Source organism: Pseudonocardia sp. OZ21, assembly GCF_059359135.1.
In genome coordinates, this window is the sequence record NZ_JCADBN010000021.1 from 68,633 (window position 1) to 95,183 (window position 26,551).

Sequence of the window (26,551 nt, forward strand, 5' to 3'; positions counted from 1 at the left end):
CGGGACGAGGTCATGGACCCGACCTGGTGCCGCCGGGACGGTTCGGACGGGCACGCGCGTGGCGCAGGATCAGGAGAACCGACGGGTGCCCCGGCCGGCCCGGCACGCCGGTCACTGCATCACTGTTCGAGGGAGGACAACCCGTGAACGAAACCCGGGAGGTCGTCGTGGATGAGGTGCAGTCGTCGGCAGCGACGCCCCATCCGGTGGACGTCCGCAGGATCCGATGCGACCACGCGACGCACGTCGGGCTGCCTGCCGAGGCGGCCGGGTACACCGTCGCGGTCCCGGTGAACGGGGCGGTCGAGGTCCCTTACCGGACCGGCACGCTCGGCGCCGACTCGGGCCGGGCGGTCGTGTTCCGGCCGGAGACCGACATCGGCATGTCGTGCGGGGAGCACTTCTCCTGCTTCGCGGTCACGATCGACACGAGCGAGTTGCAGGACGTGCTGGAGCACCGGCTCGGCCACACGGTTCGCCGACCACCCGAACTGGCCGTGAGCCTCGATCTGCGGACCCCGGCCGGTCGGGCCTGGGCCGATCTGATCCGGTTGCTGGCCACGTCGCCGCTGCTACGTCACCCGTTGCTGGCCGCCGCGGCACAGGAGACCCTGGTGGCTCGGTTGCTGCTCGCCCTCGACCACGAGTACCGCGACGAGCTCGAGGCGCCGGTGCACTCGTGGGGGCCCGGACCGGTGCGCCGAATGATCGATCTGATCGAGGCCGACCCACGGCGCCCCTACACGGTCGCGGACCTCGCCGATGTCGCCGGGGTGAGCGTGCCCGCTCTGCTCCAGTGTTGCCGCCGCCACCGGGATCTCTCACCCGCCGAAGCGCTGCGCTCGGTTCGGCTGGCACGCGCACACCGTGAGTTCGAGCAGGCGGACGCCGGGGTGACCAGCGTGGCCGGCGTGGCATCGAGCTGGGGGTTCGTGAACGAGGGGCGCTTCGTCGACGACTTCGAGAACCGCTACGGGGAGCCGCCGTGGCTGACGCTGCGCGGGCCCGCCTACGCCTGAACCGCGTCCCGTCGCGGCCGGTCCTCAGCTCTTGCGCGTGCGGGCCGCCCACAACAGGTGCCGCACACGGGGAGCTGTCGCGGCCGACAAGCTCGGGCTGTAGCGCCAGGAACGACGGCACCGGCAATGCCTGCCCGAGGCCCAGTGCCGCGGTCTGACGGTGGTAGGTCTGCCGGACCGGTGGCAGTCATGCTCGAAGGTCAGGCGTCGACGGTCATGGCGCGGCGCAGCTTGGCCATGATCGCGGTCAGCAACCGCGAGACGTGCATCTGGGAGACGCCGACCTCACCGGCGATCTGGCTCTGGGTCATGTCCCCGAAGAACCGCATGTGGACGATCCGGCGCTCCCGCTCGGACAACGCGTCGATCAGCGGAATGAGCGCTTCCCGGTTCTCAACGAGCACGACGCCTGGATCGGGGCTGCCCATCGCGGTGGCCGACCGAGGCGCCCCACTGGTCTTGGCTCCGTTGCCGGCCGCCTCGTCCAGGGACACGCAGCGGTAGGCGTTCCTCACCTGGAGGCCGTCGACGACGTCTGTGACCGCGACGTCGAGGCGGCCGGCGATCTCCGTGGGCGACGGAGCCCGGCCGAGTTCCTGGCTCAGCGCAGCGACGACCACGGTGATGGCGACGTGCAGATCCTTGAGCCGCCGCGGCACCCTGACCATCCACATCCGGTCGCGGAACCACCGCTGGACCTCGCCGTTGATCGTCGGAACTGCGAAGGTCAGGAACTCGTGGCCCAGGTCGGGGTCGAAGCGGTCGACTGCACAGATCAGGCCGACCGTGGCCACCTGCTCCAGGTCCTGGAGGAGTTCGCGCCCGTGTGCGTGGCGCTGGGCGATGTGTTTGACCACGGGGAGGTGTTCGATGATCAGCTGCTCCCGCAGTTCGGCGCTGCGGCGACCCCCTGCAGGCAGCCGGGCGAGCTCGGCGAACAGCGGGGTGAGATGCGCGTACTGGTTGGTGCGCCGGCGCTGATGCTCGGATGATCGTCCTTCCTGGATGCCGGGCTCCGGTTCCTGCCCCGCCGGCTCGGGATGGGGTTCCTTCGGCCCTGTAGCCGGGGGCGCGTAGAGGTCTGTGGCGGTCATCCGGGCGATCTCCCCTCTCCCCGTCGCTCCACCTGGCTCACACACCCCGGCATGAGCGGCCGCCACGTGTGAGAACACGGATATCGCCACCCACGGGCCTTCTGCTGCCCGTGGCGATGCCGGCCGACTAGGTCGCCGCGTCCACGAGCTCGGCGAACTCCCGGCCCAGCTGGGCGAGGACGTCGTGGAACTCGCCGGGGTCGACCGCGTCCCGGATCGTGGCGAGTACGGCGATCACGCCCGCGCCGGCGTCCGTTTCGCTGATCCCGGTCCGTCGCGCGACGCGTCGCGCGAACTCGTCGGCGCCGAAGCGTTGTGCCTCCTCCTGCGGCGGGATGAGGTCCGGCTGAAGCGCTTTCTGCAGCTGAGCCTTGAGATCCTCGGTTTCGCCGCCGCTGATTCGTTCCGCCAGCACCCGCAGGGTGGCGTGGGTCAAGGCCTCTGCCTCATCGCGCGGCAGCCCGGCGCGTTGCGCTACGGCGTTGATGATCTCCTCGTACTGCACTGGACCTCCTGGCGCGTTGGTATCTCAAGATTCGGCCCACGGCCTGGGGACGGGCACCGGCCTGGCCCTACCAACTCGGCGGAAGAGGCTCGACACGGCGGGTCGGATCACGTTCTGCGACCCGGGTGCAGTGGCTGCTGCGTGGCGCGTTCCGCCCGACGGCGACCAGTCCTCCCCCGGACCACAGAGTGTTGACCCCCGGAAGACCTGGCCCACTTCGAATCGTGGAGCTGTGGCGGTTCCTCACTCCTCGGTCGCCAGCGGGGTATCCACGAGATGCTCGGCGAGGAACCACACCTGCATCTCATGGGAGCGCAGAACGGTGCCGGTCAGCAGGTCGTTCGTGCCTGCATCGCCGTTCTGCTCGGTCTTCCGGATCGCCTCACGCAGCACCGCGATGATGATTTCGTGGTCCTCCAGTAGCTGGGACAGCATGGACGGGACCGCCTGCGCGCCGTCCGGTGGCCGAGGCAGCTCCGTGATCTCCGCGGCGTGCCGCGGGTCGCCCACGGACACCCCTCCGAGGGTCTGGATCCGCTCGGCCAGCTCGTCGACCAGCGTCGCCTGCTCGGCGGCATGCTTGTCGGTCAGCAGGTGTAGCTGGTAGAAGGTCGGGCCGCGCATCAACCAGTGGTACTTCTTGTAGTGGCTCTGCAGAATCTGCGAGTCGGCCAGGATCCGGTTGAGCAGCTGCACGCTCTGCGCCCGGGTCTCGAACGACAGGGCGAGAGGCAGCTGCCGCAACGTCGGGAACGGTTGGATCTCGGGACCGTGCTGGTGCAGCCGCGGCTGGCTCGCGCCGGCCACCGGCGGGTCGCCGTCGGGCGAGCGCCCGGAGGTCCGGGTGCCCGGACTGGTGTTCGTGCGCATGGAACGCTCCTTCCCGCGGACGCGGGCAGCGCCCGCTCAGCCCCAATCTGCGCCCCGCGGGCGATCAGAGCATGGGCCTGGCGGGGCGAATTCACGGTCGCCGGCGGTACCGGCAGACGGAGGCCGCCGCCCGGCTCGGCCGCGACCGAGCCGACCGCGGCCGCTGACGCCCGCAACCTGCGCGGCGAGCGCCCACGCGGGCGGGTCGCGGTCCCCGGCTTCGCCCTCTCGGGCCGATGCACCAACCCTTCCGTCAGCGCACGCTCAGTCAACCGCGCGTGAGCCGATCACGCCGTGACGTGACCTGGAAGGACGGAATCCCGAATGAAGGCAGTCGTGTACCGCGGCCCGCGAGACGTCGGAGTGGAGCAGGTGCCGGACCCGAGGATCGAGAAACCGACCGATGCGATCGTGCGCATCACGAGCACGAACATCTGCGGTTCGGACCTGCACATGTACGAGGGCCGGACCAGCTTCGAAACGGGGCGGGTGTTCGGCCACGAGAACCTCGGCGAGGTCGTCGAGGTCGGCGACGCCGTGGAGAAGATCAAGGTCGGCGACATGGTCTCCGCGCCCTTCAACGTGAGCTGCGGGCACTGCCACAACTGCGAGCGCCAGCTGACCAACTACTGCCTGACCGCCAACGAGCCCGGCATCGCCGGGGCCGCGTACGGGTTCGCCGACATGGGCCCCTGGCAGGGCGGACAGGCCGAGTACCTGCGCGTGCCGTGGGCGGACTTCGACGCCCTGCGGCTTCCCGAGGACGCCCGCGAGCGGCAGAACGACTACGTCATGTTGTCCGACATCTTCCCGACCGGCTGGCACGCGACCGAGATGGCCGGGGTCCACCCCGGCGACACCGTGGTGATCTATGGCGCCGGCCCTGTCGGGTTGATGGCCGCGCTCTCGGCCACCCTGAAGAGCGCGTCGCGGGTGTGGATCGTGGACCGGCATCCCGATCGGCTCCGGCTCGCCGAGGAGATCGGCGCCATCCCGATCGACGACTCGACGGTCGACACCGTCCAGTTCGTGCTCGACCAGACGAACGGATGGGGAGCCGACTGCGGGTGCGAATGCGTCGGATACCAGGCGCACGATCCAGTGGGCCAAGAGCACAACAACGACACGCTCGACAAGCTCGTCCGCTCGGTGAAGTTCACCGGCCGGATCGGCACGGTCGGCGTCTACGTCCCGCAGGACCCGAAGGCCCCGGACGAGTTCGAGAAGCAGGGCAAGGTCCCGTTCGACTTCGGGCTGCACTGGTTCAAGGGCCAGACGCAGGGAACCGGCCAGTGCCCGGTCAAGCGGTACAACCGCAACCTGCGGAGCCTCATCCACGAGAACAAGTGCACGCCATCCTGGATCGTGTCTCACGAGTTCCCACTCGAACGCGCCCCGGAGGCGTACAAGGCCTTCGACGCTCGCGAGAACGGCTGGACGAAGGTCGTCCTCAAGCCCCACATGTCGGCAAGCTGACCCCGCCGCACGACGAAGGAGCCGCACGACGAAGGAGCCGCACGACGAAGACCCTCCGGCCGCGGAGAGGCGGCGCGGAGGGCCTTCTCCGGGTAGTCGACGGGCTCAGCAAGTAGTGCATGGCCTGCAGTTGATGGCGGTAGACCGGCCGTGCTCGACGAGGGCACCACCGCGATGGACGACCTGTTCCCCAACGACGAGCCCGACAGTCACTCACATAGTCACTCAGCAAGAAACCTTGATCGAGAACGAACGCCACACGGCTTCAGCCCCAAGGCGACGAGAGACCCCGCCAGCGCAGCATTTCCGCAGGTAGAAATGCTGATGGGCGGCTCCCCCGACGAAAGGGAACCGCCCATCATGCCGTCGGGACGACAGGATTTGAACCTGCGACCCCTTGACCCCCAGTCAAGTGCGCTACCAAGCTGCGCCACGTCCCGGCCGCCCCCGAAGGAGCGAGATCAGCCTACCGCATGGCCGATCGGCCCCCACCGGCCGGTCGTGGCTCCCCCCAACTGGCCCGGTAGTCCGCACTTTCCCGTCGGTCACCCCGGCTCGCCGGGGATCACGACCGGGCCAGTCTGTGCCGCACGGGCCCGGCGCACTACCGCCCTCGGTCGCCCTGCGGGGGCAACCTTGGTGGGTACCGATCGGTAGCTCAGATGCCCGACGGCTCGGCCAGCAACTCCGACACTCCTTGGTCGATGAAGGCCGTGTCGACGGGGTTTACGCCACCCCCGGCGAAGTGGCCCCACACACCCGGGATCACGCGTAGCTGCGCGTTCGGCATCTGAGAGACGGCCCACCGCTCGTCCTCCGGCGGGAAGTAGAGGTCCTTCTCGGCCGGCATGACGAGCGCGCGGGCGCGGATGGAGGCCAGCGCCTCCTCGGTGGAGGAGAAGCCCGGGGTGGTGCCGACGTCGCCGTGCCACCAGGTGTCGATCATCGTCAGCAGGTCGTTGGGATCCTTGTCGACGACGAAGATGCCTTCCCAGAAGTCGATGATGAAGTCCTCGAGCGTGGTGTGCCCGAGCTCGCGCCAGACCTCGTCGTAGTAGAAGGCCTGCGAGAAGCCCCAGCCCGCATAGACCCGGGCGAACGCCCGCAGGCCGCGGACGGGCAACGCGTCCGGCGCGTACAGGCCCTCGGCGAACGCGGCGTCGGCGCGGAGGGCGTGGGCCAGCGAGTCGAGGAACACCTGGTTGTGCGGGGCCGTCCGCGGCGAACCGCAGAACGGCAGGATCCGCTGCACCATGTCCGGGTAGCTCACCGCCCACTGGTAGCTCTGCCCCGCGCCCATCGACCAGCCGAGCACGAGCGGGAGCGTCTCGATCCCGAACACCTCGGTGACGAGGCGGTGCTGCGACGTCACGTTGTCCCGCACCGTGATCGGTGGGAAGCGGTTCCGGTCCCACGGCGGCGGCGTGTTCGACGCCGACGAGCTCAGGCCGTTGCCCAGCATGTTCGGGACGATGATGAACCAGCGTTCCGGGTCGAGCGCCATGCCCTCGCCGATCAGCCACTCGTTGTCCCAGTGCCGCCCGGAGTACCAGGTCGGGTAGACGATCGCGTTGTCCTTCGCCGCGTTGAGCGTGCCGTACGTCTGGTAGGCCACCTTGGCCGGCCGCAACGTCGCGCCGCACTCCAGCGTGAAGTCCGGGATCTCGTGGACGTCGTACGGCGCCTCGCGGCCGGTCACGACGACACCGCGCAGCTCCCCCGGTCCGCCGTGACCGGGCCGGAGGCCGACGGCCGGATGTCGAAGTCGAAGATCGCCGTGGGCAGGTAGAGCGAGCAGCAGGCGTTCGGGATGTCCACCACCCCGCTCACACGGCCCTCGATCGGTGCGGCTCCGAGCAGCAGGTAGGCCTGCTCGCCGGAGTAGCCGAAGTTCTTCAGGTACTCGACGGCGTTGAGGCAGGCGTTGCGGTAGGCGACCGTGGCGTCGTTGTAGAGCTGGGTGTCGGTCGTGTGGTCGACGCCGATACCGATGAACGTCACGAACTCCGAGTAGCGCGGCTCGACATTGCCCGGCATCAGGATCGGGTTCGTCGTCACGCCGTAGGTCTCCATGCCACCCTTGATCAGGTCGACGTGGAAGTCGATGAAGCCGCCCATCTCGATCGCGCCGCAGAACGTGATCTCGCCGTCGCCCTGGCTGAAGTGCAGGTCGCCGCCGGAGAAGAGCGCGCCGGGAACGTGCACCGGGTAGAAGACGCGCGAGCCGCGGGTGAAGTTCTTGATGTCGTGGTTGCCGCCGTTCTCGCGGGCCGGCACCGTGCGGGCGCCGTCACGGGCGATGGCGGCCAGTGCGTCCCCGGTGGCGGTGCCGCCGAGGGTGGACTCCTCCAGCGGCGGCAGGGCCAGCGGCGGGACGCGGTCGGGGTCGGTGGCGATGAGCGCGCGCTCGCGGGAGTTCCAGCGGGCGAGCAGGTCGGCCGACGGCGCGGTGCCGAAGAGGCCGGGGTGGGTGATGCCGGTGAACTCGACGCCGGGGATGTGCCGGGAGGTGGCCTTCTGCCCGGAGAAGTCCCAGATCGCCTTGTACGCGTCGGGGAAGGTGTCGGTGAGGAAGCCGCCGCCGTTGGCCTTCGCGAAGATCCCGGTGTACCCCCAGCCCTGGCCGGGGGACTCGCCGACCTCCTGCGGGACGGGACCGAGATCCAGGATGTCGACGACGAGCAGGTCACCCGGCTCCGCACCCTCGACGTGGATGGGCCCCGAGAGCATGTGCGCCCTGGTCAGGTCGACGTCACGCACGTCGTTGGCGGAGTCGTTGTTGCCGATCTGGTTGTCGGTCCACTCGCGGCACTCCACGCGGATGGACTGGCCGGGCCGCACGGTGACCGCGGGCGGGATGTCCGGGTGCCAGCGGTTGTGTCCGGGAACCGCCTGGTCACGCATGGACTTGGCCTGGTCGACGGAGAAGACGACGTCGGGCATGAGGGGCCTCCGGGAGGGGGTGCGGAGCAGGCGGTGCGGGCGGTACGTCAGGGCCGGGGCAGGCGGGCGTGGCGCGGATCTCTGGTGACGGGGGTGGCGCGCCGGGAACGTCCGGGTAGGGACGTCACGACGTCGGGCGAGTCGGCGCTGCGCGCGCCGGCGTCGAGTGCTCGGCGCACCGCCGGGTCGAGGCTGCGCAGAGCGGGTCCGCCGAAGACCCGGCGCGCGGGTTCCCCGCAGTCCGGGCACCGGACCGGCTCTCCGGCTTCGGCCATCGGCCGGACGAGGTCGAAGGTGTCCCCCGAGGGACACCGGTATCCGTAGGTCGGCACTCGTCACCTCCAGCAGAACCGAAACTGTCAGATGAAACTATTTTGATGAGTACTACCCGTCAAGGCGTCAGCCGAGCGACGACGTCGAGGTCGAGCCCGTCGGCCCGGGCGAGGTACACGCTCTGCAGCAGGTGGTTGCCCGCCATCCGGACGCTCCCCCGCGGACTGTCGTAGGCGAGGGTGTCGGCGGCGGCGGCGAGCTCGTCGGACCCGAGGCTGCCCGCCCTCTCGGCCAGCTGCGCCAGCAACGTCACGCCCTCGTAACAGGATTCGCCGAGCGATCCGGGCACCGGAGCCTGCACGCCGAAGCGGGCCGCGTAGCGGCGGGAGAAGTCCAGTCCGGACGGCGTGGGCAGCGCCTCGAAGTAGCCGGACGCGGCGTAGAGCTCACGGGTGGCGGCCGCGCCTGTGGCGAACACCATGTTCTCCTCCATGAGCGGGCTGAGCCGCACGCAGGCGCTGTCGAGCCCGGCGGCGGCGAACGCGTGGTTGAACCGCACCGCGTCGGAGCCGACCAGCAGCATCAGCACGCCGTCCGCACCGCTGCGCTCCACCCGGTGCACGGTGGCCGCGAAGTCCTGGGTGCCCAGCGGCACGAAGACCTCGTCGAGGATCCGGATGTCCGCGCAGTGGTGTGCGTAGCGGCGCGCCACCGCCGCCGACGCGAGCGGCCACACGTAGTCGTCCCCGACCACGCACCACGTCCGCACACCCAGCTCGCCTGCCATCCAGCGCAGCGCGGGGAGCAGTTGCCGGTCAGGGGTCTCCCCCGCCAGGTAGACGCCCGGGGTCCGCTCGCCGCCCTCGTAGAGGGGGCTGTAGACGTAGGGGGCGCGGCCGGACACGATCGGGGCGAGCTGCTGGCGGACCGCCGAGATGTGCCACCCGGTGACCGCCTCCACCGCGCCGGCACTGAGCAGCCCGTCGATCTCCCCGGCCACCGCGCGGGGCGCCCGCCCGCCGTCGACGACCCGGAGCCGCACCTCCCGCCCGAGCATGCCGCCGCCTGCGTTCACCTCGTCGACGGCGAGCAGTCCGCACGCCTCGCAGGACGGCCCGACGATCGCCGCGGGGCCGCTGCGAGGCACCACGAAGGCGACCTCCAGCGTGTCGCGTGCCATGCCCACCTCCGGTCCCGCACGGTGTCCGGTGTCGAGGTGATTCCTGCTCGGTCTGTGTGCTGTGACGTCCTGCCGGTGACGGTGTCCGTGCCGATGACAGTGTTTACGATGGCAGCTCCGGCGTCACGCGCCGAAGGAGGATGACGTGACTGCTTCCCGAGCGCCCGCGGCGCAACCCGCCCCGCTCGTGCCCGCGCTCCCGGAGCTGCTGAACCAGGTGGCCCACCAGGTGTCCCGCCGGATGGAAGCGGCTCTCGGGCCGCATGGCCCCACGCTGGACCAGTGGCGGGTGCTCGCACTCCTCAGTGACGGCGAGGGCCATCCGATGACCGAGATCGCGGGCCACGCGATGGTGCCCGCGCCCACCCTCACCAAGATCGTCGACCGGTTGGTGGATCGGGCGCTGGTGTACCGGCGGCCGGACGAGACCGATCGCCGTCGCGTGCTGGTGTTCCTGTCCGACCACGGCCGCGCAGGGTACGAGCGGCTCGCGCCGGCCATGACACGCGTCGGGGACGAGCTGGTGGACGAGCTGGGCACCCCGGACGCCGCCCTGCTCGCGCAGCTCCTGGAACGGCTACGCGCTCTGCCCGGCTGACTCCGGCTGCGTGGCCGCCGGCTGCTCCGCACCGGACGGCTCGGCGGTGGGTGGCAGCGCCACGGGCTCGTGGCGCAGCGGGAAGATCGCCCGCACGGCGAACCCCCCACCGTCCATCGGACCCCACGACAGCTGCCCGCCAACCGACGCGACCCGTTCGGCAAGACCCGTCAGACCGGCTCCGCCGCCGCCCACCGCATCGCGTCGCGCGCGGGGCGGGCGGCCCGGGGCCGTGTTGCGCACGTGTACCTCCAGCTCCTGCGGGTGCCAGCGCAGCTCGACGCGGACCGCGGAGCCCGGTGAGTGCCGGGCCGCGTTGGTGAGCGACTCCTGCACCACGCGGTACACCGCGCGCCCGACGGCGGGACCGACCTCGGTGGGCATCCCGCTCGGCAGCAACTCGACGTCGACGCCTGCGGCCCGCGAGCCGGCCACCAGGGCCGCGATCTCCGTGAGCCCGGCGGCGTGCTCGCGCCCGTCGAGCAGTCCGAGCGCGACCCGCATCTCCGCCAGCGCCCGTTTCGCCAGCGTGCGGAGCTGCTCGGCTCCGCGGCGCGTCTCGTCCTCCTTGGTGGACGCGGCGATCGCCGCCGCTCCGACCGCGATCAGCGTGGCGTGGTGCCCGACGGCGTCGTGGATCTCCCGGCCGATCCGGGCCCGTTCCTGAGCCCGCGCGGCCTCCTGCGACGCCGCCAGCGCCTCCTCCCGGGCCCGTTCCAGGTCGTTCAGGCTCTCCGTCAACCGTTGCCGGGTGGACATGAGCAGGCCCAGCGAGGTGGGCGCGATGGCGTACAGCGCCACGAACGCCACGGTCAGCACGACCCGCTGCCAGGGCAGGGTCTGCGTCAGCAGTACCGGCGTGACGGCCGCGACGACCGGCGGCACCAGCCACGGCGCCGTGGCGTAGGCGCGGCCTGCGCGCCTGCCGAGCGTGTAAAGGGCGACCAGGGTGGCCGGCCAGCCGAGGCCGCCCGCGAGACCCCACAGAGCGCCCAGGACGGCGAGCGGGGGCCAGACGTGCCGCAACGGCAACAGCCCGCAGCCCACCAGCGCCGACACCACGGACCACGAGAACGGCGGCTGCGCCCACAGCACCGCGACCGCCGGGACCAGCACGGCCGCGAACTCCGTGCCGAGGACGCGCAGCCGTCGCTTCCCGCTCACCATCCGACTCCCCCCGATCGGTCCCCTCTCACGCGCTCACCGGGCCGCTCCTCAGGCGAGCCCCCAGCTCTTCGCCAGCAGGGCGACCTGCACGCGGTTGTCGGCTCCCAGCTTGATGAGCAGCCCCGACACGTACTTCTTGACCGTGGACTCGGCCAGCCCGAGCCGGGCCGCGATGGCGGCGTTCGAGTCGCCTGCCGCGAGGCCGCGCAGCACCTGCTGCTCGCGCAGCGTCAGGCCGACGGGCTGCGGGGCCCAGCCCGTGGCGAGATGCGGGAGCAGCCGCGCGGTGATGCGCGGATCGAGCACGGCGCCACCCGCGGCGAGGTCACGCACCGCCCGGACGAGCGCATCCGGGTCGGTGTCCTTGAGCAGGAAGCCCTGCACCCCGATCCGGAGCGCCTCGGCGACGTAGTCGTCGAGGTCGAACGTGGTGAGCACCGCGGCGGCAGGCGCGTCCGGACGCGACCGCAGCACCCGCAGCGCGGTGAGCCCGTCGGTGCCGGGCATCTGGACGTCGGCGAGCACCACGTCCGGCCGGTACGCGTCGACGGCGGCGAGCAGCGCGGCACCGTCCCCGGCCACTCCGACCACACGGACCGCGCCACTCGCCTCGAGGACGGTGCGCAGCCCGGCCAGCATCAGCGGCTCGTCATCGGCGAGAACCACGCGAACGGGCCCTGGTCCGCGCCCCACGTCGACCGCCATGTGGCCGAGCGTAACCGGAGGAGCACAGGGCAACCCATCCGTGCCAGCTCTTCCTCGGTCACTTCGCCCCAATCCGCTCCGCGTCGGCGCACGGCGTCACCGATCCGGCAGGTCCGCCGGGCACCCGGTACCGACCGGAGGCACGGTGAGCTCGGTCAGGTACCGGTCCGCATGGTCGATGACGCATCGGCTTCCGGACTGGTACAGGACGTGGCCGGGACCGGCGTAGTGGATCACTGACGAGCCGGGAACGGCCCCGACCAGCACATCGATGGTCGGCGTCTCGTCCGGCGAGCCCGCGCCCAGGAACGGCGGAAGGTCGGCGCCGGACAGTGGGGCCGGCGGGTTCACCGGTGGTGTGGGCCAACCCGAGCAGTCCAGCCGGAGAAAATGCGTGAGGCCGGAGAAGTTCGGCGACCAGCGCACCGCGCGCTCCTGGGCCTGCGCGTAGTCGTCGTAGTTCGCGTATCCCCAGCCGTCGTGGCAGTGGACCGCGGCGCCACCGGGAAACATCGGCTGCTTGGGCCGGACCGCGAAACCCGAGCCGTCACCGTTGCGCGCCAGGTCGATGGCCGCCGCGAACTGCTGCGGCGTGTCCCGCAGAGCCATCGAGTTGAACTTCAGGTCGAACCCGGCCAGCGCCGCGTCGGGTCCCTTGCCCGGCACCGGGATCGGCGCGCGGTCGGCTGCGGCGACCAGCGACTGCCACACCGCCGGCACGTCCTCGCCGTGGAGCGCACATCCGGCGTTGGTGGCGCACCAGTCGGCGAACCGGGCGAACCGTTGTTCCACCTGCTGATAGAGCAGGCGATCGGCCGTGGCACGGTCGGCGGTGTGGTCGGGCACGCCGTCCAGGAACACGGCGCGCACCCGGTCGGGGAACAGCCGGGCGTAGGCGGCAGCGGGCACCCCACCGTACGAACTGCCGATGAGGCTGAGCCGCGGCTCACCCATGGCGGCGCGGACCGCGTCGATGTCGCGCGCCACGGATGCGGAGTCCAGATGGTCGAACCGCTCCGGGTCGCCTGCCCGGCACTGCTGCATCAGCGCCAGGTTCTGCGCCGCCTGGGCCTCGTACTCGTCCGCGTTCCTCGGCGGGATCTGCACGGGTCCTGGCTGGTAGCACCCGGGCGCCAAGGCGCCGACGACGTTGCGGGGATCGAACGTCACCACGTCGAGCCGTTCGCGCAGGGCGGTGAAGGTACCGGCGACGTGCTTCAACTCGTCGATACCCGGGCTGCCCGGCCCGCCGGGGATCGCGAACACGGCGCCGATCCGTCGGGACGGGTCGGCGCCGGGCAACCGGGCCAACTCCAGCGTGATCGTGCGGCCGGCCGGTTGTGCCCAGTTCACCGGTACGTTGATCGCGGCGCACTGCATTCCGGGCGGGATGTCCTCGCCCGGGCACGGTGCCCAGACGAGACCCGGAGCGGCTGCGGCGACGTCGCTCCCGTCGTCGGCACACGCCGACATCACCACCAGCCCGGCCACCGCCAGGGCAGCGATCAACGATCTCGCATTGCGCATCGACTCTCCAACCGCGGTCACTACAGGACCTGCTCATCGTCTGGTCGCCGGCGCCCGGCGCGCGTCCCGCTGCAGGGCCGTCCCGTTCTCTCCCCGGGGACGACAGACGTGGGCGCCGCGTGACCCACAGGTAAGGGGTGCGATGTCCCTCCGAGGTAGGACGCGTCACGGGCATCCCGGCTCTACCGTGGGCGGCGCCATGGCAGCAGGAACCGACGAACCCGCGCCGCGCCACTCGGCGCACGGCCTGCTCGACACCGTGGCGGCCACGATCTGGTCCGGCCGGCTCAGCCCGCCGGACGGCCGGCTCCGGTTGCCGACCGGACCGGTACGACCACGCCAGGGTCGACTGATCGGGGGCGTCTGCGCCGGGCTCGCCCGGAGCCTCGGCTGGAACGTGTGGTTCATCCGCGCGCTGCTGCTGATCATCAGCGGCCCGCTGTACATCCTGCTGTGGGTGCTGATGCCACCGGAGGGCCCCGACGGTGGGGCGATCGACGCGCGCGGCCGCAATGTGGTGGTGTGGCTCGCGCTCCTCGGGCTGGGCGCGGGGACGGCTGCCGTGACCGCTGCGCAGCTGGACAGCACCGGGGTGCCGACCGGCCCGGCGATCGTGGTCGGCGTGGCTGTCGGCACGGCGTTGCCGGTGCTGTCGTGGTCACCGTTGCTCGCGTGGCGCATCCTGGCGGTGGCCGAACTGCTCGGGCTGGTGGCCTCCGCCGTCTGGACCGACGGAGGCGTCCTGCGACTCTGGCCGTGGCCCATCCCCGGACTGGTCCTCCTCGCGCTGGTGCTCTTCCTGGTGGCGCTGCGCCACGAGCGGCGGATCGCGGCGTGCGCCGGGGCCGTGACGATCGTGGTCGACGTTGCGGTCGCACCGGCGCTGACCGCCGTGCCGGTGTACGCGCCGCTGGTGCTCGCGCTGGTGATGGCCGCCGCGCTCGTACTGGGCGACAGCATCCGCACCCGGCGGCACGTCGAGCGGCGGCTCGCACAGGAGACCGATCGTCGACGTCAGGACCTCGCCCGCCACGCGGTCCTCGAAGAGCGGGCCCGCATCGCCCGGGAGCTGCACGACGTGGTCGGCCACCACATGTCGATGATCGCGATCCAGGCGGAAGCGGCCGCATACAAGGTCCCGGACCTTCCCGAGCCCCTGCGCGTACCCCTGACCGTGATCAACCAGGCCGCGCGCGAAGCCCTGGCGGAGACCCGCAGGATCGTGGGCCTCCTGCGCGTCGACGACGCCGACGGATCCGCGGAGGACGCCGATCTCGACGCCGACAGGTTTCCCCCACCGGGGCTCGACGGCCTCGACGACCTGATCGAGCGGGCCAGGCGGTCAGGAATCCACGTGAGCTCGTCCGTTCGGGGTGTCCCGGTGCCGTTGCCGATCGCCGTCGACGTCTCCGCGTACCGAATCGTGCAGGAGGCGTTGACCAACGTGGCGCACCACGCACCGGGGGCCGCGGTCGACGTGGCCATCGGCTATCACCGAACGTCGCTCGCGGTGCGGATCGTCGATGACGGCCCGGTGCCGGGAAGCCGCAGCACCACCGGTGGAGGCGGGCACGGCCTGGTGGGCATGGGTGAGCGGGTCGCGATGCTGGGCGGCCGGCTCAGCGTCGGTCCTGCCGACGCCGGCGGCTTCGAGGTGTCGGCGCACCTGCCCATCGGAGCCGAGGACGGACACTAGCCGCATGACCATCTCCGTCGTGATCGCCGACGACCAGTTGATGGTGCGTGACGGGCTGGCCACGCTGCTCACGGCGGCGCCGGACATCGAGGTGATCGGGCAGGCGGCCGACGGACGCCAGGCCGTGGACATCACACGTGCGCTGGCGCCGGACGTGGTGGTGATGGACGTCCGCATGCCGGTGCTCGACGGAATCGCGGCCACAGCGGAGCTGCTCGGTGATCCGCCGCACGACGGTGGCCCGCGCGTACTCGTGCTCACCACGTTCGACCTCGACGAGTACGTCTACGACGCGCTCGGCGCCGGGGCCAGCGGGTTCCTGCTCAAGGACGCTCCCACCGCCGACCTGGTCCACGCCGTACGGGTGGTGGCCGGCGGCGAGGCGCTACTCGCGCCGTCGGTCACGCGGCGGCTCATCGCCGACTTCGCCAGGCGGCGTCGCGCCGGAACGACGCGTCCCGAGGCCGTGGGGGCGCTGACCCCACGGGAGCTCGAGGTGCTGCGGCTGGTCGCCCGCGGCATGTCCAACGCCGAGATCGCTGCGGTGCTGGTGGTGGCCGAACAGACCGTCAAGACGCACGTGGGCCGGGTGTTGATGAAGCTCGGCCTCCGCGACCGCACCCAGGCCGTGGTGTTCGCCTACGAGAACGGCATCGCCGCCCAGGCGTAGCAGACCGGCGGGCCGTGCTAGCTCTTCCGTCCCCGCTTCTCCCGCACGCGCACCGAGATCCGCACCGGCGACCCGGTGAACCCGAACTCCTCGCGCAGCCGACGCTCGAGGAACCGCCGGTACCCCGCCTCCAGGAACCCGCTCGTGAACAGCACGAACGTCGGAGGACGGGTCTGCGCCTGGGTGGCGAACAGCACCTTCGGCTGCTTCCCGCTGCGCACCGGCGGCGGGGTCGCCGCGATCACCTCGGCCAGCCAGCCGTTGAGCCGCCCGGTGGGAATCCGCCGGTCCCACGACGCCAAGGCGGTGCGCAACGCCGGCGCGATCTTGGCGACCGACCGTCCGGTCAGCGCGGACACGTTGACCCGCTCGGCCCACTGCACACGTACGAGGTCCCGCTCCAGCTCCCGCTTCATCGCCAGGCGCCGGTCCTCGTCGACGAGGTCCCACTTGTTGAACACGAGCACCAGGGCCCGGCCGGCCTCCTCGGCCATGCCGATCACGCGCTGGTCCTGCTCGGCGATGGGCTCGCTCGCGTCGATCAGCACGACCGCCACCTCGGCGGCCTCGATCGCCGCCCGCGTGCGCAGGCTCGCGTAGTACTCCATGCCGCTCGCCATGTGGACGCGCTTGCGCAGGCCCGCCGTGTCGACGAACCGCCACACCTCGCCGTCGAGATCGACGAGCGAGTCGACAGGGTCGACGGTGGTGCCTGCGACGTCGTGGACGACCGACCGGACCTCCCCGGACACCCGGTTGAGCAGGCTGGACTTGCCCACGTTGGGCTTGCCGACGAGGGCGACGCGGCGCGGGCCGCCTGCTCCGGTGCCCGCGAGGTCACGCGGGCTCTCCGGCAGCGCGTCGAGCACGGCGTCGAGCAGATCGCCGGACCCGCGCCCGTGCAGACCGCTGACCGGGTGGGGTTCACCCAGGCCGAGTCGCCACAGAGCGGCCGTGTCGGACGTCAGCCGGTCGTCGTCGACCTTCGTGGCGGCGAGCAGGACCGGACGGTCCGAGCGGCGCAGCACCCTGGCCACGGCCTCGTCGGTGGCCGTGGCGCCGACGCTCGCGTCGACCACCAGTAGCACCGCGTCGGCGGTCTGGATGGCCATCTCGGCCTGGGCGGCGACAGCGGCCTGCAGCCCGGTGGCGTCAGGCTCCCAGCCGCCGGTGTCGACGAGGGTGAAGCGACGGCCGTTCCACAGGGCGTCGTAGGCGATCCGGTCGCGGGTGACCCCGGGGATGTCCTGCACCACCGCCTCGCGGCGCCCGATCAGCCGGTTCACCAGCGTGGACTTGCCGACGTTCGGACGCCCCACGACGGCGAGCACCGGCGCGGGCAGCAGCCCACCCGACTCGGGATCACCGTCCGCGCCGGACGGGTAGCCGTCGTCCTCGTCGGCGCTCACGAACTCACCGGGATCGAGTCCCAGTGCCGCCATCGCGGCCGTGTCCCCGCCGTCGCTCGGCCGGGTCTCGTTGCTCGGCCCCACCTGCGGGCCTTCGGTACCACTCACGTCCTGCTCCGAACATCATCGAGTTCTCGGACCATCCCGGCCAGTGCGGCCCGGACGGTCTCGGTGGCGGTGGTCAGGCCGGCCCGGCCACCACCGGCGGGGATGGTCAGGGACTCCCCCACCAGCACGTCCACCTGCGGTCGCCATCGTCTGCCCGACCCGTCGCGGCGTCGGGTACCCCGGCAGACCACCGGTAGCACGGCCGCACCGGAGGTGCGGGCCAGCCACGCGGCCCCGTGCTGGGCCGCGACGACCTCGCCGCTGCCGCGGGTGCCCTCCGGGAAGACCCCGATCAGGCCCCCGGCGCGCAGCACGTCGAGCGCGACCGTCAACGCCCGCCGGTCCGGCGCCCCGCGGCGCACCGACAGCTGCCCGATCCGCCGCAGCCACCAGCCGAGCGCCCCGGCGAACATCTCCTGCTTGGTGAGGAACACCGCGCGGCGTCCCAGTAGTCCGAACAACAGCGGTCCGTCGACCAACGAGCTGTGGTTGGCGACGAGAACAACCGGGCCGGACGCCGGGATGCGCTCCCGGTGGTACACCCGCACGCGGAAGAACGGGCCGAACAACCACGTGCCGACCCAGCGGGCCAGGTCGTGCAGCCACGGCCACGTGCCCGGTGGTAGATCGGCGCTCACGTCACCAGACCTCGCTCCCGCACCAGTCGCAGCAGCTCGGACAGCACGTCGTCGACGCTGAGCTCGTCGGTGTCCAGCACGACCGCGTCGGACGCGACCTGCAGCGGCGAGGTCTTGCGCGTCGAGTCGAGCCGGTCGCGGCGCCGGACGTCGGCCAGCACGACGGTGAGGTCCCCGGTGCGTCCGGCCTTACGGTCCTGGGCGCCCCGACGGGCGGCCCGGACGTGCTCCGACGCCGTGAGGTACACCTTCAGCGGGGCGTCCGGCACGACGACGCTGCCGATGTCGCGGCCCTCCACCACGATGCCGCCGTCCGCCAGCGCGTCGGCCACGATCGTGCGTTGCCGCTCCACCAGCGCCGCGCGCACGGCGGGCACCGCCGAGACCGCGCTCACCGCCGCCGTCACCTCCGGCCCCCGGATCTCGGCCTCCACGTCCTCGCCCGAGAGCAGGATCCGCGGAGCGGCCGGGTCGACCACCGACTGCAGGGCCGCCACGGCGCCGAGCGCGACGGCTTCCGCGGCCGGGTCGGCGCCGTCGAGACCCGCCCGCAGCACCGCGAGGGTGAGTGCCCGGTACATGGCGCCCGTGTCGAGGTAGGCGGCGGCGCAGGCACCGGCCAGCCGCCGCGACACCGTGGACTTCCCGGTGCCCGACGGGCCGTCCATCGCCACGATCCCGCGCAACCGCCCTGTCACCGTTCGCCCCTGTCCGGGCCAGCGGCCCACCACCTGCCGCGCGCCGACCGCGGATCGCCGACCATCATGCCGTGCGGGCCGTCGATGATCTGAGGTCGGGGGCCCGACGAGCCCGCCCCCTACTGGGGCAGGTCCGTACGCAGCGCCGTCGCCCCACGCAGGTAGACGTGACGCACCTCCGCACGCGCCCGCTCCGTCTCGACGTGCGCGAGCAGCCGCAGCGTGCGCGGCAGAGCCCCCGGCACGGCGATCTCCGACGCGCAGAGCAGCGGCACGTCGGTCAGGCCGAGCAGGCGAGCCGCATAGGCGGGGAACTCGGCCGTGAGATCCGGCGTGGCCGTGAAGACGATCGAGATGATGTCGTCCGCGGTGAGCCCGTTGCGGTCGAGCACCGTGGTGACCAGCTCGGCCGAACCGTCGAGGATCTCCTGGCGCGTGTCGCCGTCCACCTGGATGGCCCCGCGCACAGCACGAACCGTCACCCCTACATCCCCACCGAGCGGTACAGCGATCCCACCTCTTGCTGCGTGAGCGGACGGAACCGGCCCGGCCGCTGGTCACCGAGGCGCACGTCGCCGATCGCGGTGCGCACGAGCCGCTGCACCGGGAAACCGACCTCGTCGAGCAGCCTGCGCACCACGTGCTTACGGCCCTCGTGGATCACCAGCTCGACGAGCGACCGGCCCGGGGTGGAGTCGACCAGCTTGAACGAGTGCACGGTGACCAGCCCGTCCTCCAGGTCGACGCCGTCGCGCAGCCGGCGCCCGAGGTCGCGCGGCACCTGGCCCATGACCTCGGCGAGGTAGGTCTTCTCCACCTCGAACGACGGGTGCATCAGCCGGTGGCCGAGCTCGCCGTCGTTGGTGAGCAGCAGGAGGCCCTCGGTCTCGGCGTCGAGCCGCCCGACGTGGAACAGCCGGGCGCGGGGGGCGCCGTCGAAGTGCTCGTCGACGATGCCCCGCTCGACCACGAGGTCGCCGACGCAGGGCCTGCCCCGGTCGTCGGACATCGTGGAGAGGATCCCGCGCGGTTTGTTCAGGGCGAGGTGCACGAGGTCGTCGCGCAGCACGATCCGGGCGCCGTCGACGTGCACGACGGCCGTCTCCGGGTCGACCCGCCTGCCCATCTCGCGCACGATCTTGCCGTCGACACTCACCCGGCCCGCGGCGATCAGCTCCTCCGCCGCACGCCGGGACGCGACGCCGGCCTGGGCCAGCACCTTCTGCAGGCGCACGCCGTCGGGCCGGGCTCCGGTCGTCATTCCACTCATCTCAGTGCTCATGTCTCGTACTCATCGGTGGTGCTCATGTCTGGGCGCCTTCGTCCTCACAGCTCGTCGATCGCGTCGACGTCGGGCAGCAGCGGCGCCAGCGCGGGAAGCTCCTCCAGCGACGACAGCCCCAGCCGCTCGAGGAACAGCTCGGTGGTGCAGAACAGCGTGCCCTGCGTGGAGTCGTCGACCCCGGCCTCCTGCACCAGCCCGCGGGTGAGCAGGGTGCGCAGCACGCCGTCGCAGTTGACCCCGCGCACCGCCGACACCCGGGCACGCGTGACCGGCTGCCGGTAGGCCACCACCGCCAGCGTCTCGAGAGCGGCCCGGGTGAGCCGGGCCCGCTGACCGTCGAGCAGCAGGCGTTCGACGTAAGGGGCGTACTGGTCACGGGTGTAGAAGCGCCAGCCGGCTCCGACGTGGCGCAGGTCGATGCCCCGCCCGGCTTCGGCGTAGCTCACCGACAGGCGCTGCAGCGCAGCCCGCACCCGCGCGACGGGCTGCTGGACGGCCAGCGCGAGCGTCTCGTCGTCGGTGGGTGCGTCGACCACCAGCAGCAGCGCCTCGAGGGCCGCATCGAGCTCGGTGTCGCTCAGCACGACCTGCGGGGCGGCGGCGCCGTCGGGGTCGGGGGCGCCGTCGGGCTCGGGGGTGGTGGTCACATCGGTGAGGCTCACGGGCCTGTCGTCACTCATCCCGCTCGTCGGGGCCGGCCACTCCGGTGTCGGGCCCGGAAGGGTATCCGGGCTGGTCAGCCGGACTCCAGCGTACCGTCAGCTCGCCGAACGGCTCCGGCTGCTCCAGATAGACGCTCGCCTCCCGGTACAGCTCCAGCAGCGCGAGGAACCGGGCGACCACCTCGAGCGGGCCGGCGCAGTCGGCGGTGAGCACGGCGAAGGTGGCGACCCCCAGCTCGGCGAGCCGCTCCCGCAGCAGCGCGGCGTGCTCCGCCACCGACACCTTCGCGAAGTGCAGGTGGTCGAGCCCGACGGTGGGCGGCGGCTTGGGCCGGAACACCGAGGCCGCGAGGTCGGCGAACGTCTCGGGGTTGACGCCCAGCAGCACCTCGGGGAGCAGCACGGCGAACCGCTCCTCCAGCGCCACCGACCGCGGGAACCGGCGCATCGCGCCGGCCTCGAGCTCCACGAACAGCGCCGCCACCTGCTTGTACGCGCGGTACTGCAGGAGCCGCGCGAACAGCAGGTCCCTGGCTTCGAGCAGCGCGAGGTCCTCGGCGTCCTCCACCTCGGCGTCGGGCAGCAGCCGGGCCGCCTTCAGGTCGAGCAGGGTGGCCGCGATCACCAGGAACTCGGTGGTCTCGTCGAGGTCGGCGTCGTCGCCGAGCGCGGCGAGGTGGGCGATGAAGTCGTCGGTGACGGTGTGCAGCGCCATCTCGGTGATGTCGAGCTCGTGCTTCCCGATCAGCTGCAGCAGCAGGTCGAACGGGCCCTCGAAGTTGTGCAGGCGCACCTGGAACCGCGGGCGGACGCCCTCGGCCAGGGGTGGGCCGTCCCCGACGGACGACCCGGTGTCGTCGAGCAGCGTCACCGTGCGATGACCTCACGGGCAAGCAGGCGGTACGCCTCGGCGCCGTTGGACGTGGGCGCCCACGACGTGATCGGCTCGCCCGCCACCGTGGTCTCCGGGAAGCGCACCGTCCGGTTGATCACGGACTCGAACACCAGGTCACCGAACGCCTCGATCACGCGCTGGCGCACCTCGCGGGTGTGCAGCGTGCGCGGGTCGAACATCGTGGCGAGGATGCCGAGGATCTTCAGGTCGGGGTTGAGCCGCTCCTGCACCTTGTCGATGGTGTCCATCAGCAGCGCGACGCCCCGCAGGCTGAAGAACTCGCACGCCAGCGGGATCAGGATCTGGTCGGCGCAGGCCAGCGCGTTGATCGTGAGCAGCCCGAGCGACGGCTGGCAGTCGATGAGGATGACGTCGTACTTGTCCAGCACCGGCTTGATCGCGCGGCCGAGCGCCTGCTCACGGCCGACCTCGGTGACGAGCTGCACCTCGGCGGCGGACAGGTCGATGTTGCTCGGCAGCAGGTCCATGCCCTCGACGGAGGTCTCGAGGATCACGTCCTCGATCTCCACGCCCCGCTCCATGAGCAGGTTGTAGATCGTGGTGTCGAGCTCGTGGGCCTGCACCCCCAGGCCGACAGAGAGGGCGCCCTGGGGGTCGAAGTCGACGAGCAGCACCTTGCGGCCGTACTCGGCGAGAGCCGCGCCGAGGTTGATGGTCGACGTCGACCGCGATGACCCGCGCCGGGCCGTGCTCGGTGAGCGGAGCCGGTTCCGGGACCTTCACGTGCTGCCTTCCCGCGGAGTCGGCAGCCACGTCCGGCTCGGTACCGTCGTGATCGTCGGCATAGCTATCCTCGTCGAGCGGCTCCGGTTGGGGGGCGAAGGGCCGCGGTGTGTCCAATGCGGGCTCCGGTCTCTGGCGGGCGACCCCACGGAGGGCCGATCCGGGCAGACTAGGAGGCCGACTTGACGACGGGCAACGCGCCCCGCCGTACGGCGGCCGATCGATCGACCTGACCTGGTCGATCGAAGGCCCACGTTACCCGTGGTGACGGCCGGCCGTGCGGGCGGCGCCCTCCGACGCCGTACGGGTGATCAGCTCACCAGCAGGGCGCCCGCGAGTCGCCCGATTCGTGTGCGCGAGTCGCCCAGTCCCCGCCCGCGAGTCGCCCGATCCGTGTGCGCGAGTCGCCCGATCCGCGTGGGCGACCGCGGCCGACCCCGGGACGCCCCGTGCTGCACCGGCAGCTCCGGAGCGGCAGCGACGTGGACACATATCGCGGTTCGTGGACGCTCCGGAGCGCGGCATCGCCGTCTACACCCGGATCGAGGACGTGCCCGGCTGCACCGTCGCGGCCGCCGGCTGACAACACCTACCCGAGAGCCCGCGGGTGGGAGGTCGCGTAGACCTCGCGCAGCGTGTCGACCGTGACGCTGGTGTAGATCTGCGTGGTGGTCACCGACGCGTGGCCGAGCAACTCCTGCACCACGCGGACGTCCGCTCCACCCGCAAGCAGGTGTGTGGCGAAGCAGTGCCGCAGCGTGTGCGGCGAGACGGCGGTGGCGAGCCCGGCCGCCTGCGCCGCGGCGCGCAGCACGTGCCACGCACTCTGACGTGAGAGCCGGCCGCCGCGGGCGTTGACCAGCAGTGCCGGGGTGCCCCGGCCGCGGGCGGCGAGGCCGGGACGGGCCCGCACCAGGTAGGCCTCGACCGCAACGAGCGCCGGGCGTCCCACCGGGACGATCCGCTGCTTGCCGCCCTTGCCGCGCAGCAGCACGGTGCGGTTCGCCGCGTCGAGGTCGTCCCGGTCGATCCCGACGGCCTCCGAGATCCGCGCGCCGGTGGAGTACAGCAACTCCAGCAGGGCCTGGTCCCGCAACGGTCCCGGACCCTCTCCGATGCACCCGGCCAGCAGCTGTTCGACCTGGTCGAGGGAGAGAGCGCGGGGCAGCCGCGCCGGCAGGGCGGGCGGGCGCACCTCCCGCGCGACGTCCTCGGCCAGCAGGCCGTCCCGCACCGCGAACCGGTGCAACCCGCGCACGGCCGCGAGCGCGCGGGCGGCCGAGGAGGCCGCCAGCGGGGTGGGACCACTGCGCAGCGCCACCACGAAGCCTGCGACGTCGTCCTCCCGGACGGCGGTGAGGTCGTCGATCCCGCGGGCCGCCAGGTGCTCGAGGTAGCGCTGCAGGTCGGTGCCGTAGGAGCGCAGGGTGTTGGCCGCACTCCCCCGCTCCACCGTCAGGTGGTGCAGGAAGGCCTCGACGACGTCACCAGGCCGGGCTCCCACGGGGGCATCCTCCCGCACGAACCCTCCCCCACCTTGCAGCAAAGCCACTTTCACGCAACGTCGTTGCATGAAAGTGGCTTTGCTGCAACGGGGCGGGGGTGGGTCAGCTCAGCGCCGGGATCACCTCACGCTCGAACAGCTCGATGCCCGAGCGGTCGTAGGCCGCCTCCGGGAAGTTGAAGATCCCGTAGGTCAGGCCCTTCTCGCGCAGCGGCCCGAGCCTCTCGACGATCTGGGCCGGGGTGCCGAACGTGGTGGTGCCGCGCGTCTCGTTCACCACCGCCTCGGCCTTCTCCGCGCCGATGTACGGCTCGATCCGCGCCTTGGTGGCGGCCAGCCGCTGCTCGGCGTCGGCCTCGGTCTCGCCGATGGCCACCCGGAAGTTGGCGGAGCGGACGATGGCGTCGAAGTCGGTGCCGACCGTCTCGCAGTGCTGCCGGAGCAGCTCGGACTTGCGGGTGAAGACGTCGGGCTCTCCGGTGAAGTTGGTGTAGCGAGCGTACTTCGCCGCGATCTTCAGCGTCACTTTCTCCCCGCCGCCGGCGATCCACAGCGGGATGCCGCCCTCCTGCAGCGGCAGGGGTCGGACGATGGCGTCACTCACCTGGTACTGCTTGCCGTCGAGCGTCGCACGGCCCTCGGTCCACGCCTGACGCATGATCTGGACGCCCTCGTCGAGCATCTGCAGGCGCTCACGGGCGGGTGGGAACCCGTAGCCGTAGGCGCGCCACTCGTGCTCGTACCAGCCCGCGCCGATGCCCATCTCGATGCGGCCACCCGAGACGATGTCGCAGGTGGCGGCCACCTTCGCCAGGTAGACGGGGTTGCGGTAGCTCATGCAGGTGCACATCTGCCCGAGTCGCACCCGCTCGGTGACGGCGCCGAACGCCGACATGAGCGTCCAGGCCTCGTGGGTGGCCTCGTCGGTGGGGACGGGCACGGTGTGGAAGTGGTCGAAGACCCAGAGCGACTCCCATGGGCCCGCGTCGGCGTGCTGCGCGAGGCCCTTCATGGTGTGCCAGTGCTCGTGAGGGTCGATGCCGACGAGGTCGTGTCGCCATCCTTGGGGAACGAACATTCCGAAGCGCATTCCGGTCACGGACTTCCATACTAGTGCGATCGCCCGTCGGCACCGAACGTGCTCTGTAGGACGTACAGCCGCTGCGCGCTTCCGAGGTCGTCTCGCCGGCCGCCGGAATCGGCACACTGGACGTCGGTGCCCGGTAGCGGCCGCTGTGTTCGCCGAACGCCGCCCGCCGCGGCACCGCTCCGGCCACAGCGCATACGAGGGAGACGACATGCGCACCGCCTCGACGACCACGCCCGGCGCCGTCGTATCCGACCTCCTGATCCTGGCCATGGACCACCGCGAGTCGCTGGCCCGGACCGTCTACGACTGGCGAGAACCCCTGACCGACGAGCAGGCGGCACGGATCGCCGACGGCAAGCAACTGGTCTTCGCGGGCCTTCGCGCCGCGCTCGACCGCGGTGCCCCGGCCGGGGCGGGAGTGCTGGTCGACGAGCGGTACGGCGCGCACGTCGCCGGGGCAGCACGCGCGGCGGGCCTGAGTCTCGCCATGCCGATCGAACGCTCAGGACAGGAGTGGTTCAGCCTGGAGTACGGCTCCCTGTCCGACGGCCAGTGGCTGGAACACGTCGCAGAATTCGACCCGGACTACGTGAAGGTCCTGGTGCGCGACAACCCCGGCTTCGATCTCCGGGCCCGCCGCGAGCAGCAGGACGCGCTCGCCCAGGTGACCGGTGAGCTGCACCGAGCCGGACGACGGCTGCTGCTCGAACTGCTGGTGCCGCCCACGCCCGAGCAGCACGAGAACCTCGGCGACGACTACGACCGCGCGCTGCGTCCCCCGCTGACCGAGCAGGTCATCATTGACATGCAAGGGGCCGGAGCAGCACCGGACATCTGGAAGATCGAGGGCCTGGACCTGGCCGAGGACGCCGAGCGCGTCGTCGCCGTCGCGCGCCGGGGCGGCCGCGACGACGTCCGGTGCGTGGTGCTGGGGCGCGACGCCGACCAGCCGCAGCTCGACCGGTGGCTGCGCGTGGCCGCCGGGGTGGACGGCTTCCACGGCTTCGCCATCGGACGCACCATCTGGGAGAAGCCGCTGCTCGCGCATGTGCGCGGCGACCTCGACGAGGCGGGCGTGATCGACCAGGTGGCCACGGCGTACCTGCACTACGCCGACACCTACGACTCGGCCCGAGCGGCGGCCACCACCGAGCCTGCCTAGGGCACAGGCCCTGGATCAGCACGTCGACCCGCACGAGCGGCTAGTTCCCACCTGACGGGGTCCCGGCCACCGGTCACCAAACGGACGAAACCCCCGGTACCGTCGTTCCATGAGCACGTCCGACCCTCGCCCCCTACGGATCGGCAACGCGGAACGAGAAGCCGCCGCGCGCGCTCTCGGCGACCACTACGCGCAGGGCAGGCTCGACCAGGACGAGTTCGAGGAGCGCACGACCGCGGCGTACGCCGCCCGCACCTCCGTCGACCTGGCGCCCCTGTTCGAGGACCTCCCCGGCGGCGACGAGCAGTCCACCACCGTGCTGCCGGTTCCGGCGACCGTCGCCACACCGGTGCCCCATCCCGCGCACCACCCTCACGACCTCGCCGCGCCCTACGGCCGCGACCCGGTGACCGGCGTGCCCTACTCGGACAGGTACAAGGTCGCGGCCGGGGTGCTGCAGTTGCTGCTGCCGTTCGGGATCGGGCGGTTCTACACCGGGCACACCGGCATCGCGGTCGCCCAGCTCGTGCTGAGCTTCGCCGGGATCGGCCTGCTCTGGGCGTTCATCGACGGCATCGTGATCCTCGCCGGGCGGCCCACCGACCGCCACGGACGCCCGCTGCGCCCCTGAGG

The 26,551-nt window shown here is 71.8% G+C and carries 26 protein-coding genes, 1 tRNA gene and 1 pseudogene; 7 read left to right on the forward strand and 21 right to left on the reverse strand.

Annotated elements, in window-relative coordinates; genetic code table 11:
- Positions 1-143: 143 nt before the first annotated feature.
- Complete coding sequence (locus tag AC5L35_RS32940; RefSeq protein ID WP_495063652.1) at positions 144-1,019, forward strand: AraC family transcriptional regulator; 876 nt, start codon at positions 144-146, stop codon at positions 1,017-1,019.
- Between the two features lie 200 nt (positions 1,020-1,219).
- On the opposite strand, the gene AC5L35_RS32945 is transcribed toward AC5L35_RS32940, so the two are convergent.
- The 3 genes from AC5L35_RS32945 to AC5L35_RS32955 all read right to left on the reverse strand — a co-directional run bounded on the left by AC5L35_RS32945 (position 1,220) and on the right by AC5L35_RS32955 (position 3,488).
- Positions 1,220-2,113, reverse strand: coding sequence for a SigB/SigF/SigG family RNA polymerase sigma factor (locus AC5L35_RS32945; protein WP_495063653.1), 894 nt, complete (start codon positions 2,111-2,113; stop codon positions 1,220-1,222).
- Positions 2,114-2,240: 127 nt separating this feature from the next.
- The gene (locus AC5L35_RS32950; RefSeq protein ID WP_495063654.1) at positions 2,241-2,618 is read right to left on the reverse strand and encodes a DUF2267 domain-containing protein; all 378 of its coding nucleotides are present in this window, start codon (positions 2,616-2,618) and stop codon (positions 2,241-2,243) included.
- Positions 2,619-2,861: 243 nt separating this feature from the next.
- Positions 2,862-3,488 carry a Dps family protein gene (locus AC5L35_RS32955; RefSeq protein ID WP_495063655.1) on the reverse strand — a complete coding sequence of 209 codons (627 nt, stop codon included), beginning with the start codon at positions 3,486-3,488 and terminating at the stop codon, positions 2,862-2,864.
- 324 nt (positions 3,489-3,812) lie between these two features.
- Here AC5L35_RS32955 and AC5L35_RS32960 point away from each other — a divergent pair, with 324 nt between their 5' ends.
- A complete protein-coding gene (locus AC5L35_RS32960) occupies positions 3,813-4,964 on the forward strand; it encodes a glutathione-independent formaldehyde dehydrogenase (RefSeq protein ID WP_495063656.1) in 1,152 nt (383 codons plus the stop codon).
- 366 nt (positions 4,965-5,330) lie between these two features.
- Here the strand turns inward: AC5L35_RS32960 and AC5L35_RS32965 are convergent.
- The 5 genes from AC5L35_RS32965 to AC5L35_RS32985 form a co-directional block, all read right to left on the reverse strand.
- Positions 5,331-5,404, reverse strand: a tRNA-Pro gene (locus AC5L35_RS32965).
- 218 nt (positions 5,405-5,622) lie between these two features.
- On the reverse strand, positions 5,623-6,663 hold the full coding sequence (locus AC5L35_RS32970) for an alpha/beta fold hydrolase (RefSeq protein ID WP_495063657.1): 1,041 nt from the start codon (positions 6,661-6,663) through the stop codon (positions 5,623-5,625).
- Positions 6,660-7,907, reverse strand: coding sequence for a formamidase (gene fmdA / locus AC5L35_RS32975; protein WP_495063658.1), 1,248 nt, complete (start codon positions 7,905-7,907; stop codon positions 6,660-6,662). The genes AC5L35_RS32970 and fmdA overlap by 4 nt, the downstream gene beginning before the upstream one ends.
- Positions 7,908-7,954: 47 nt before the next feature.
- Positions 7,955-8,239, reverse strand: a complete 285-nt coding sequence (locus AC5L35_RS32980; protein ID WP_495063659.1) for an FmdB family zinc ribbon protein — start codon at positions 8,237-8,239, stop codon at positions 7,955-7,957.
- Positions 8,240-8,298: 59 nt separating this feature from the next.
- A complete protein-coding gene (locus AC5L35_RS32985; protein ID WP_495063660.1) occupies positions 8,299-9,360 on the reverse strand; it encodes a substrate-binding domain-containing protein in 1,062 nt (353 codons plus the stop codon).
- A 145-nt stretch (positions 9,361-9,505) separates the two neighbouring features.
- Here AC5L35_RS32985 and AC5L35_RS32990 point away from each other — a divergent pair, with 145 nt between their 5' ends.
- Positions 9,506-9,958: a MarR family winged helix-turn-helix transcriptional regulator gene (locus tag AC5L35_RS32990; RefSeq protein ID WP_495063661.1), complete on the forward strand. Its 453-nt coding sequence runs from the start codon at positions 9,506-9,508 to the stop codon at positions 9,956-9,958.
- On the opposite strand, the gene AC5L35_RS32995 is transcribed toward AC5L35_RS32990, so the two are convergent.
- From AC5L35_RS32995 to AC5L35_RS33005, 3 genes are all read right to left on the reverse strand, one after another.
- Complete coding sequence (locus tag AC5L35_RS32995) at positions 9,938-11,125, reverse strand: sensor histidine kinase (protein WP_495063662.1); 1,188 nt, start codon at positions 11,123-11,125, stop codon at positions 9,938-9,940. The genes AC5L35_RS32990 and AC5L35_RS32995 overlap by 21 nt on opposite strands.
- Before the next feature lie 48 nt (positions 11,126-11,173).
- On the reverse strand, positions 11,174-11,830 hold the full coding sequence (locus AC5L35_RS33000; RefSeq protein WP_495063663.1) for a response regulator: 657 nt from the start codon (positions 11,828-11,830) through the stop codon (positions 11,174-11,176).
- A gap of 96 nt (positions 11,831-11,926) precedes the next feature.
- Entirely contained in the window at positions 11,927-13,357 is a 1,431-nt protein-coding gene (locus AC5L35_RS33005; RefSeq protein ID WP_495063664.1) for an alpha/beta fold hydrolase, read from the reverse strand.
- A 199-nt stretch (positions 13,358-13,556) separates the two neighbouring features.
- Between AC5L35_RS33005 and AC5L35_RS33010 the strand changes: the two genes are divergently transcribed.
- Entirely contained in the window at positions 13,557-15,053 is a 1,497-nt protein-coding gene (locus tag AC5L35_RS33010) for an ATP-binding protein (RefSeq protein WP_495063665.1), read from the forward strand.
- Positions 15,054-15,057: 4 nt separating this feature from the next.
- Positions 15,058-15,723 (forward strand): response regulator transcription factor, encoded by a 666-nt coding sequence (locus AC5L35_RS33015; RefSeq protein ID WP_495063666.1) that lies wholly within the window; start codon positions 15,058-15,060, stop codon positions 15,721-15,723.
- Between the two features lie 17 nt (positions 15,724-15,740).
- Here AC5L35_RS33015 and der read toward each other — a convergent pair whose 3' ends face one another.
- The 10 genes and pseudogenes from der to AC5L35_RS33065 all read right to left on the reverse strand — a co-directional run bounded on the left by der (position 15,741) and on the right by AC5L35_RS33065 (position 24,756).
- Positions 15,741-17,165: a ribosome biogenesis GTPase Der gene (gene der, locus AC5L35_RS33020; protein ID WP_495063686.1), complete on the reverse strand. Its 1,425-nt coding sequence runs from the start codon at positions 17,163-17,165 to the stop codon at positions 15,741-15,743.
- A gap of 71 nt (positions 17,166-17,236) precedes the next feature.
- Entirely contained in the window at positions 17,237-17,878 is a 642-nt protein-coding gene (locus tag AC5L35_RS33025; protein ID WP_495063667.1) for a lysophospholipid acyltransferase family protein, read from the reverse strand.
- Positions 17,875-18,576 (reverse strand): (d)CMP kinase, encoded by a 702-nt coding sequence (cmk, locus tag AC5L35_RS33030; protein ID WP_495063668.1) that lies wholly within the window; start codon positions 18,574-18,576, stop codon positions 17,875-17,877. Before cmk ends, AC5L35_RS33025 begins: the two co-directional genes overlap by 4 nt.
- 119 nt (positions 18,577-18,695) lie before the next feature.
- A complete protein-coding gene (aroH, locus tag AC5L35_RS33035) occupies positions 18,696-19,058 on the reverse strand; it encodes a chorismate mutase (RefSeq protein WP_495063669.1) in 363 nt (120 codons plus the stop codon).
- 2 nt (positions 19,059-19,060) lie between these two features.
- A complete protein-coding gene (locus AC5L35_RS33040; protein ID WP_495063670.1) occupies positions 19,061-19,858 on the reverse strand; it encodes a pseudouridine synthase in 798 nt (265 codons plus the stop codon).
- A gap of 44 nt (positions 19,859-19,902) precedes the next feature.
- Positions 19,903-20,541 carry an SMC-Scp complex subunit ScpB gene (gene scpB, locus AC5L35_RS33045; protein ID WP_495063671.1) on the reverse strand — a complete coding sequence of 213 codons (639 nt, stop codon included), beginning with the start codon at positions 20,539-20,541 and terminating at the stop codon, positions 19,903-19,905.
- Positions 20,534-21,346: a segregation and condensation protein A gene (locus AC5L35_RS33050; protein WP_495063687.1), complete on the reverse strand. Its 813-nt coding sequence runs from the start codon at positions 21,344-21,346 to the stop codon at positions 20,534-20,536. Before AC5L35_RS33050 ends, scpB begins: the two co-directional genes overlap by 8 nt.
- Before the next feature lie 44 nt (positions 21,347-21,390).
- Positions 21,391-22,192: pseudogene (locus tag AC5L35_RS33055) on the reverse strand (ParA family protein).
- 559 nt (positions 22,193-22,751) lie between these two features.
- On the reverse strand, positions 22,752-23,666 hold the full coding sequence (locus tag AC5L35_RS33060; protein WP_495063672.1) for a site-specific tyrosine recombinase XerD: 915 nt from the start codon (positions 23,664-23,666) through the stop codon (positions 22,752-22,754).
- 103 nt (positions 23,667-23,769) lie between these two features.
- Positions 23,770-24,756 carry an LLM class F420-dependent oxidoreductase gene (locus AC5L35_RS33065; RefSeq protein ID WP_495063688.1) on the reverse strand — a complete coding sequence of 329 codons (987 nt, stop codon included), beginning with the start codon at positions 24,754-24,756 and terminating at the stop codon, positions 23,770-23,772.
- 208 nt (positions 24,757-24,964) lie between these two features.
- Here AC5L35_RS33065 and AC5L35_RS33070 point away from each other — a divergent pair, with 208 nt between their 5' ends.
- Both AC5L35_RS33070 and AC5L35_RS33075 read left to right on the forward strand, forming a co-directional pair.
- Positions 24,965-25,918 carry a 2-deoxy-5-keto-D-gluconate 6-phosphate aldolase domain-containing protein gene (locus AC5L35_RS33070; RefSeq protein WP_495063673.1) on the forward strand — a complete coding sequence of 318 codons (954 nt, stop codon included), beginning with the start codon at positions 24,965-24,967 and terminating at the stop codon, positions 25,916-25,918.
- A gap of 109 nt (positions 25,919-26,027) precedes the next feature.
- Positions 26,028-26,549, forward strand: a complete 522-nt coding sequence (locus AC5L35_RS33075) for a DUF1707 domain-containing protein (RefSeq protein ID WP_495063674.1) — start codon at positions 26,028-26,030, stop codon at positions 26,547-26,549.
- The last annotated feature ends 2 nt before the right edge of the window (positions 26,550-26,551 follow it).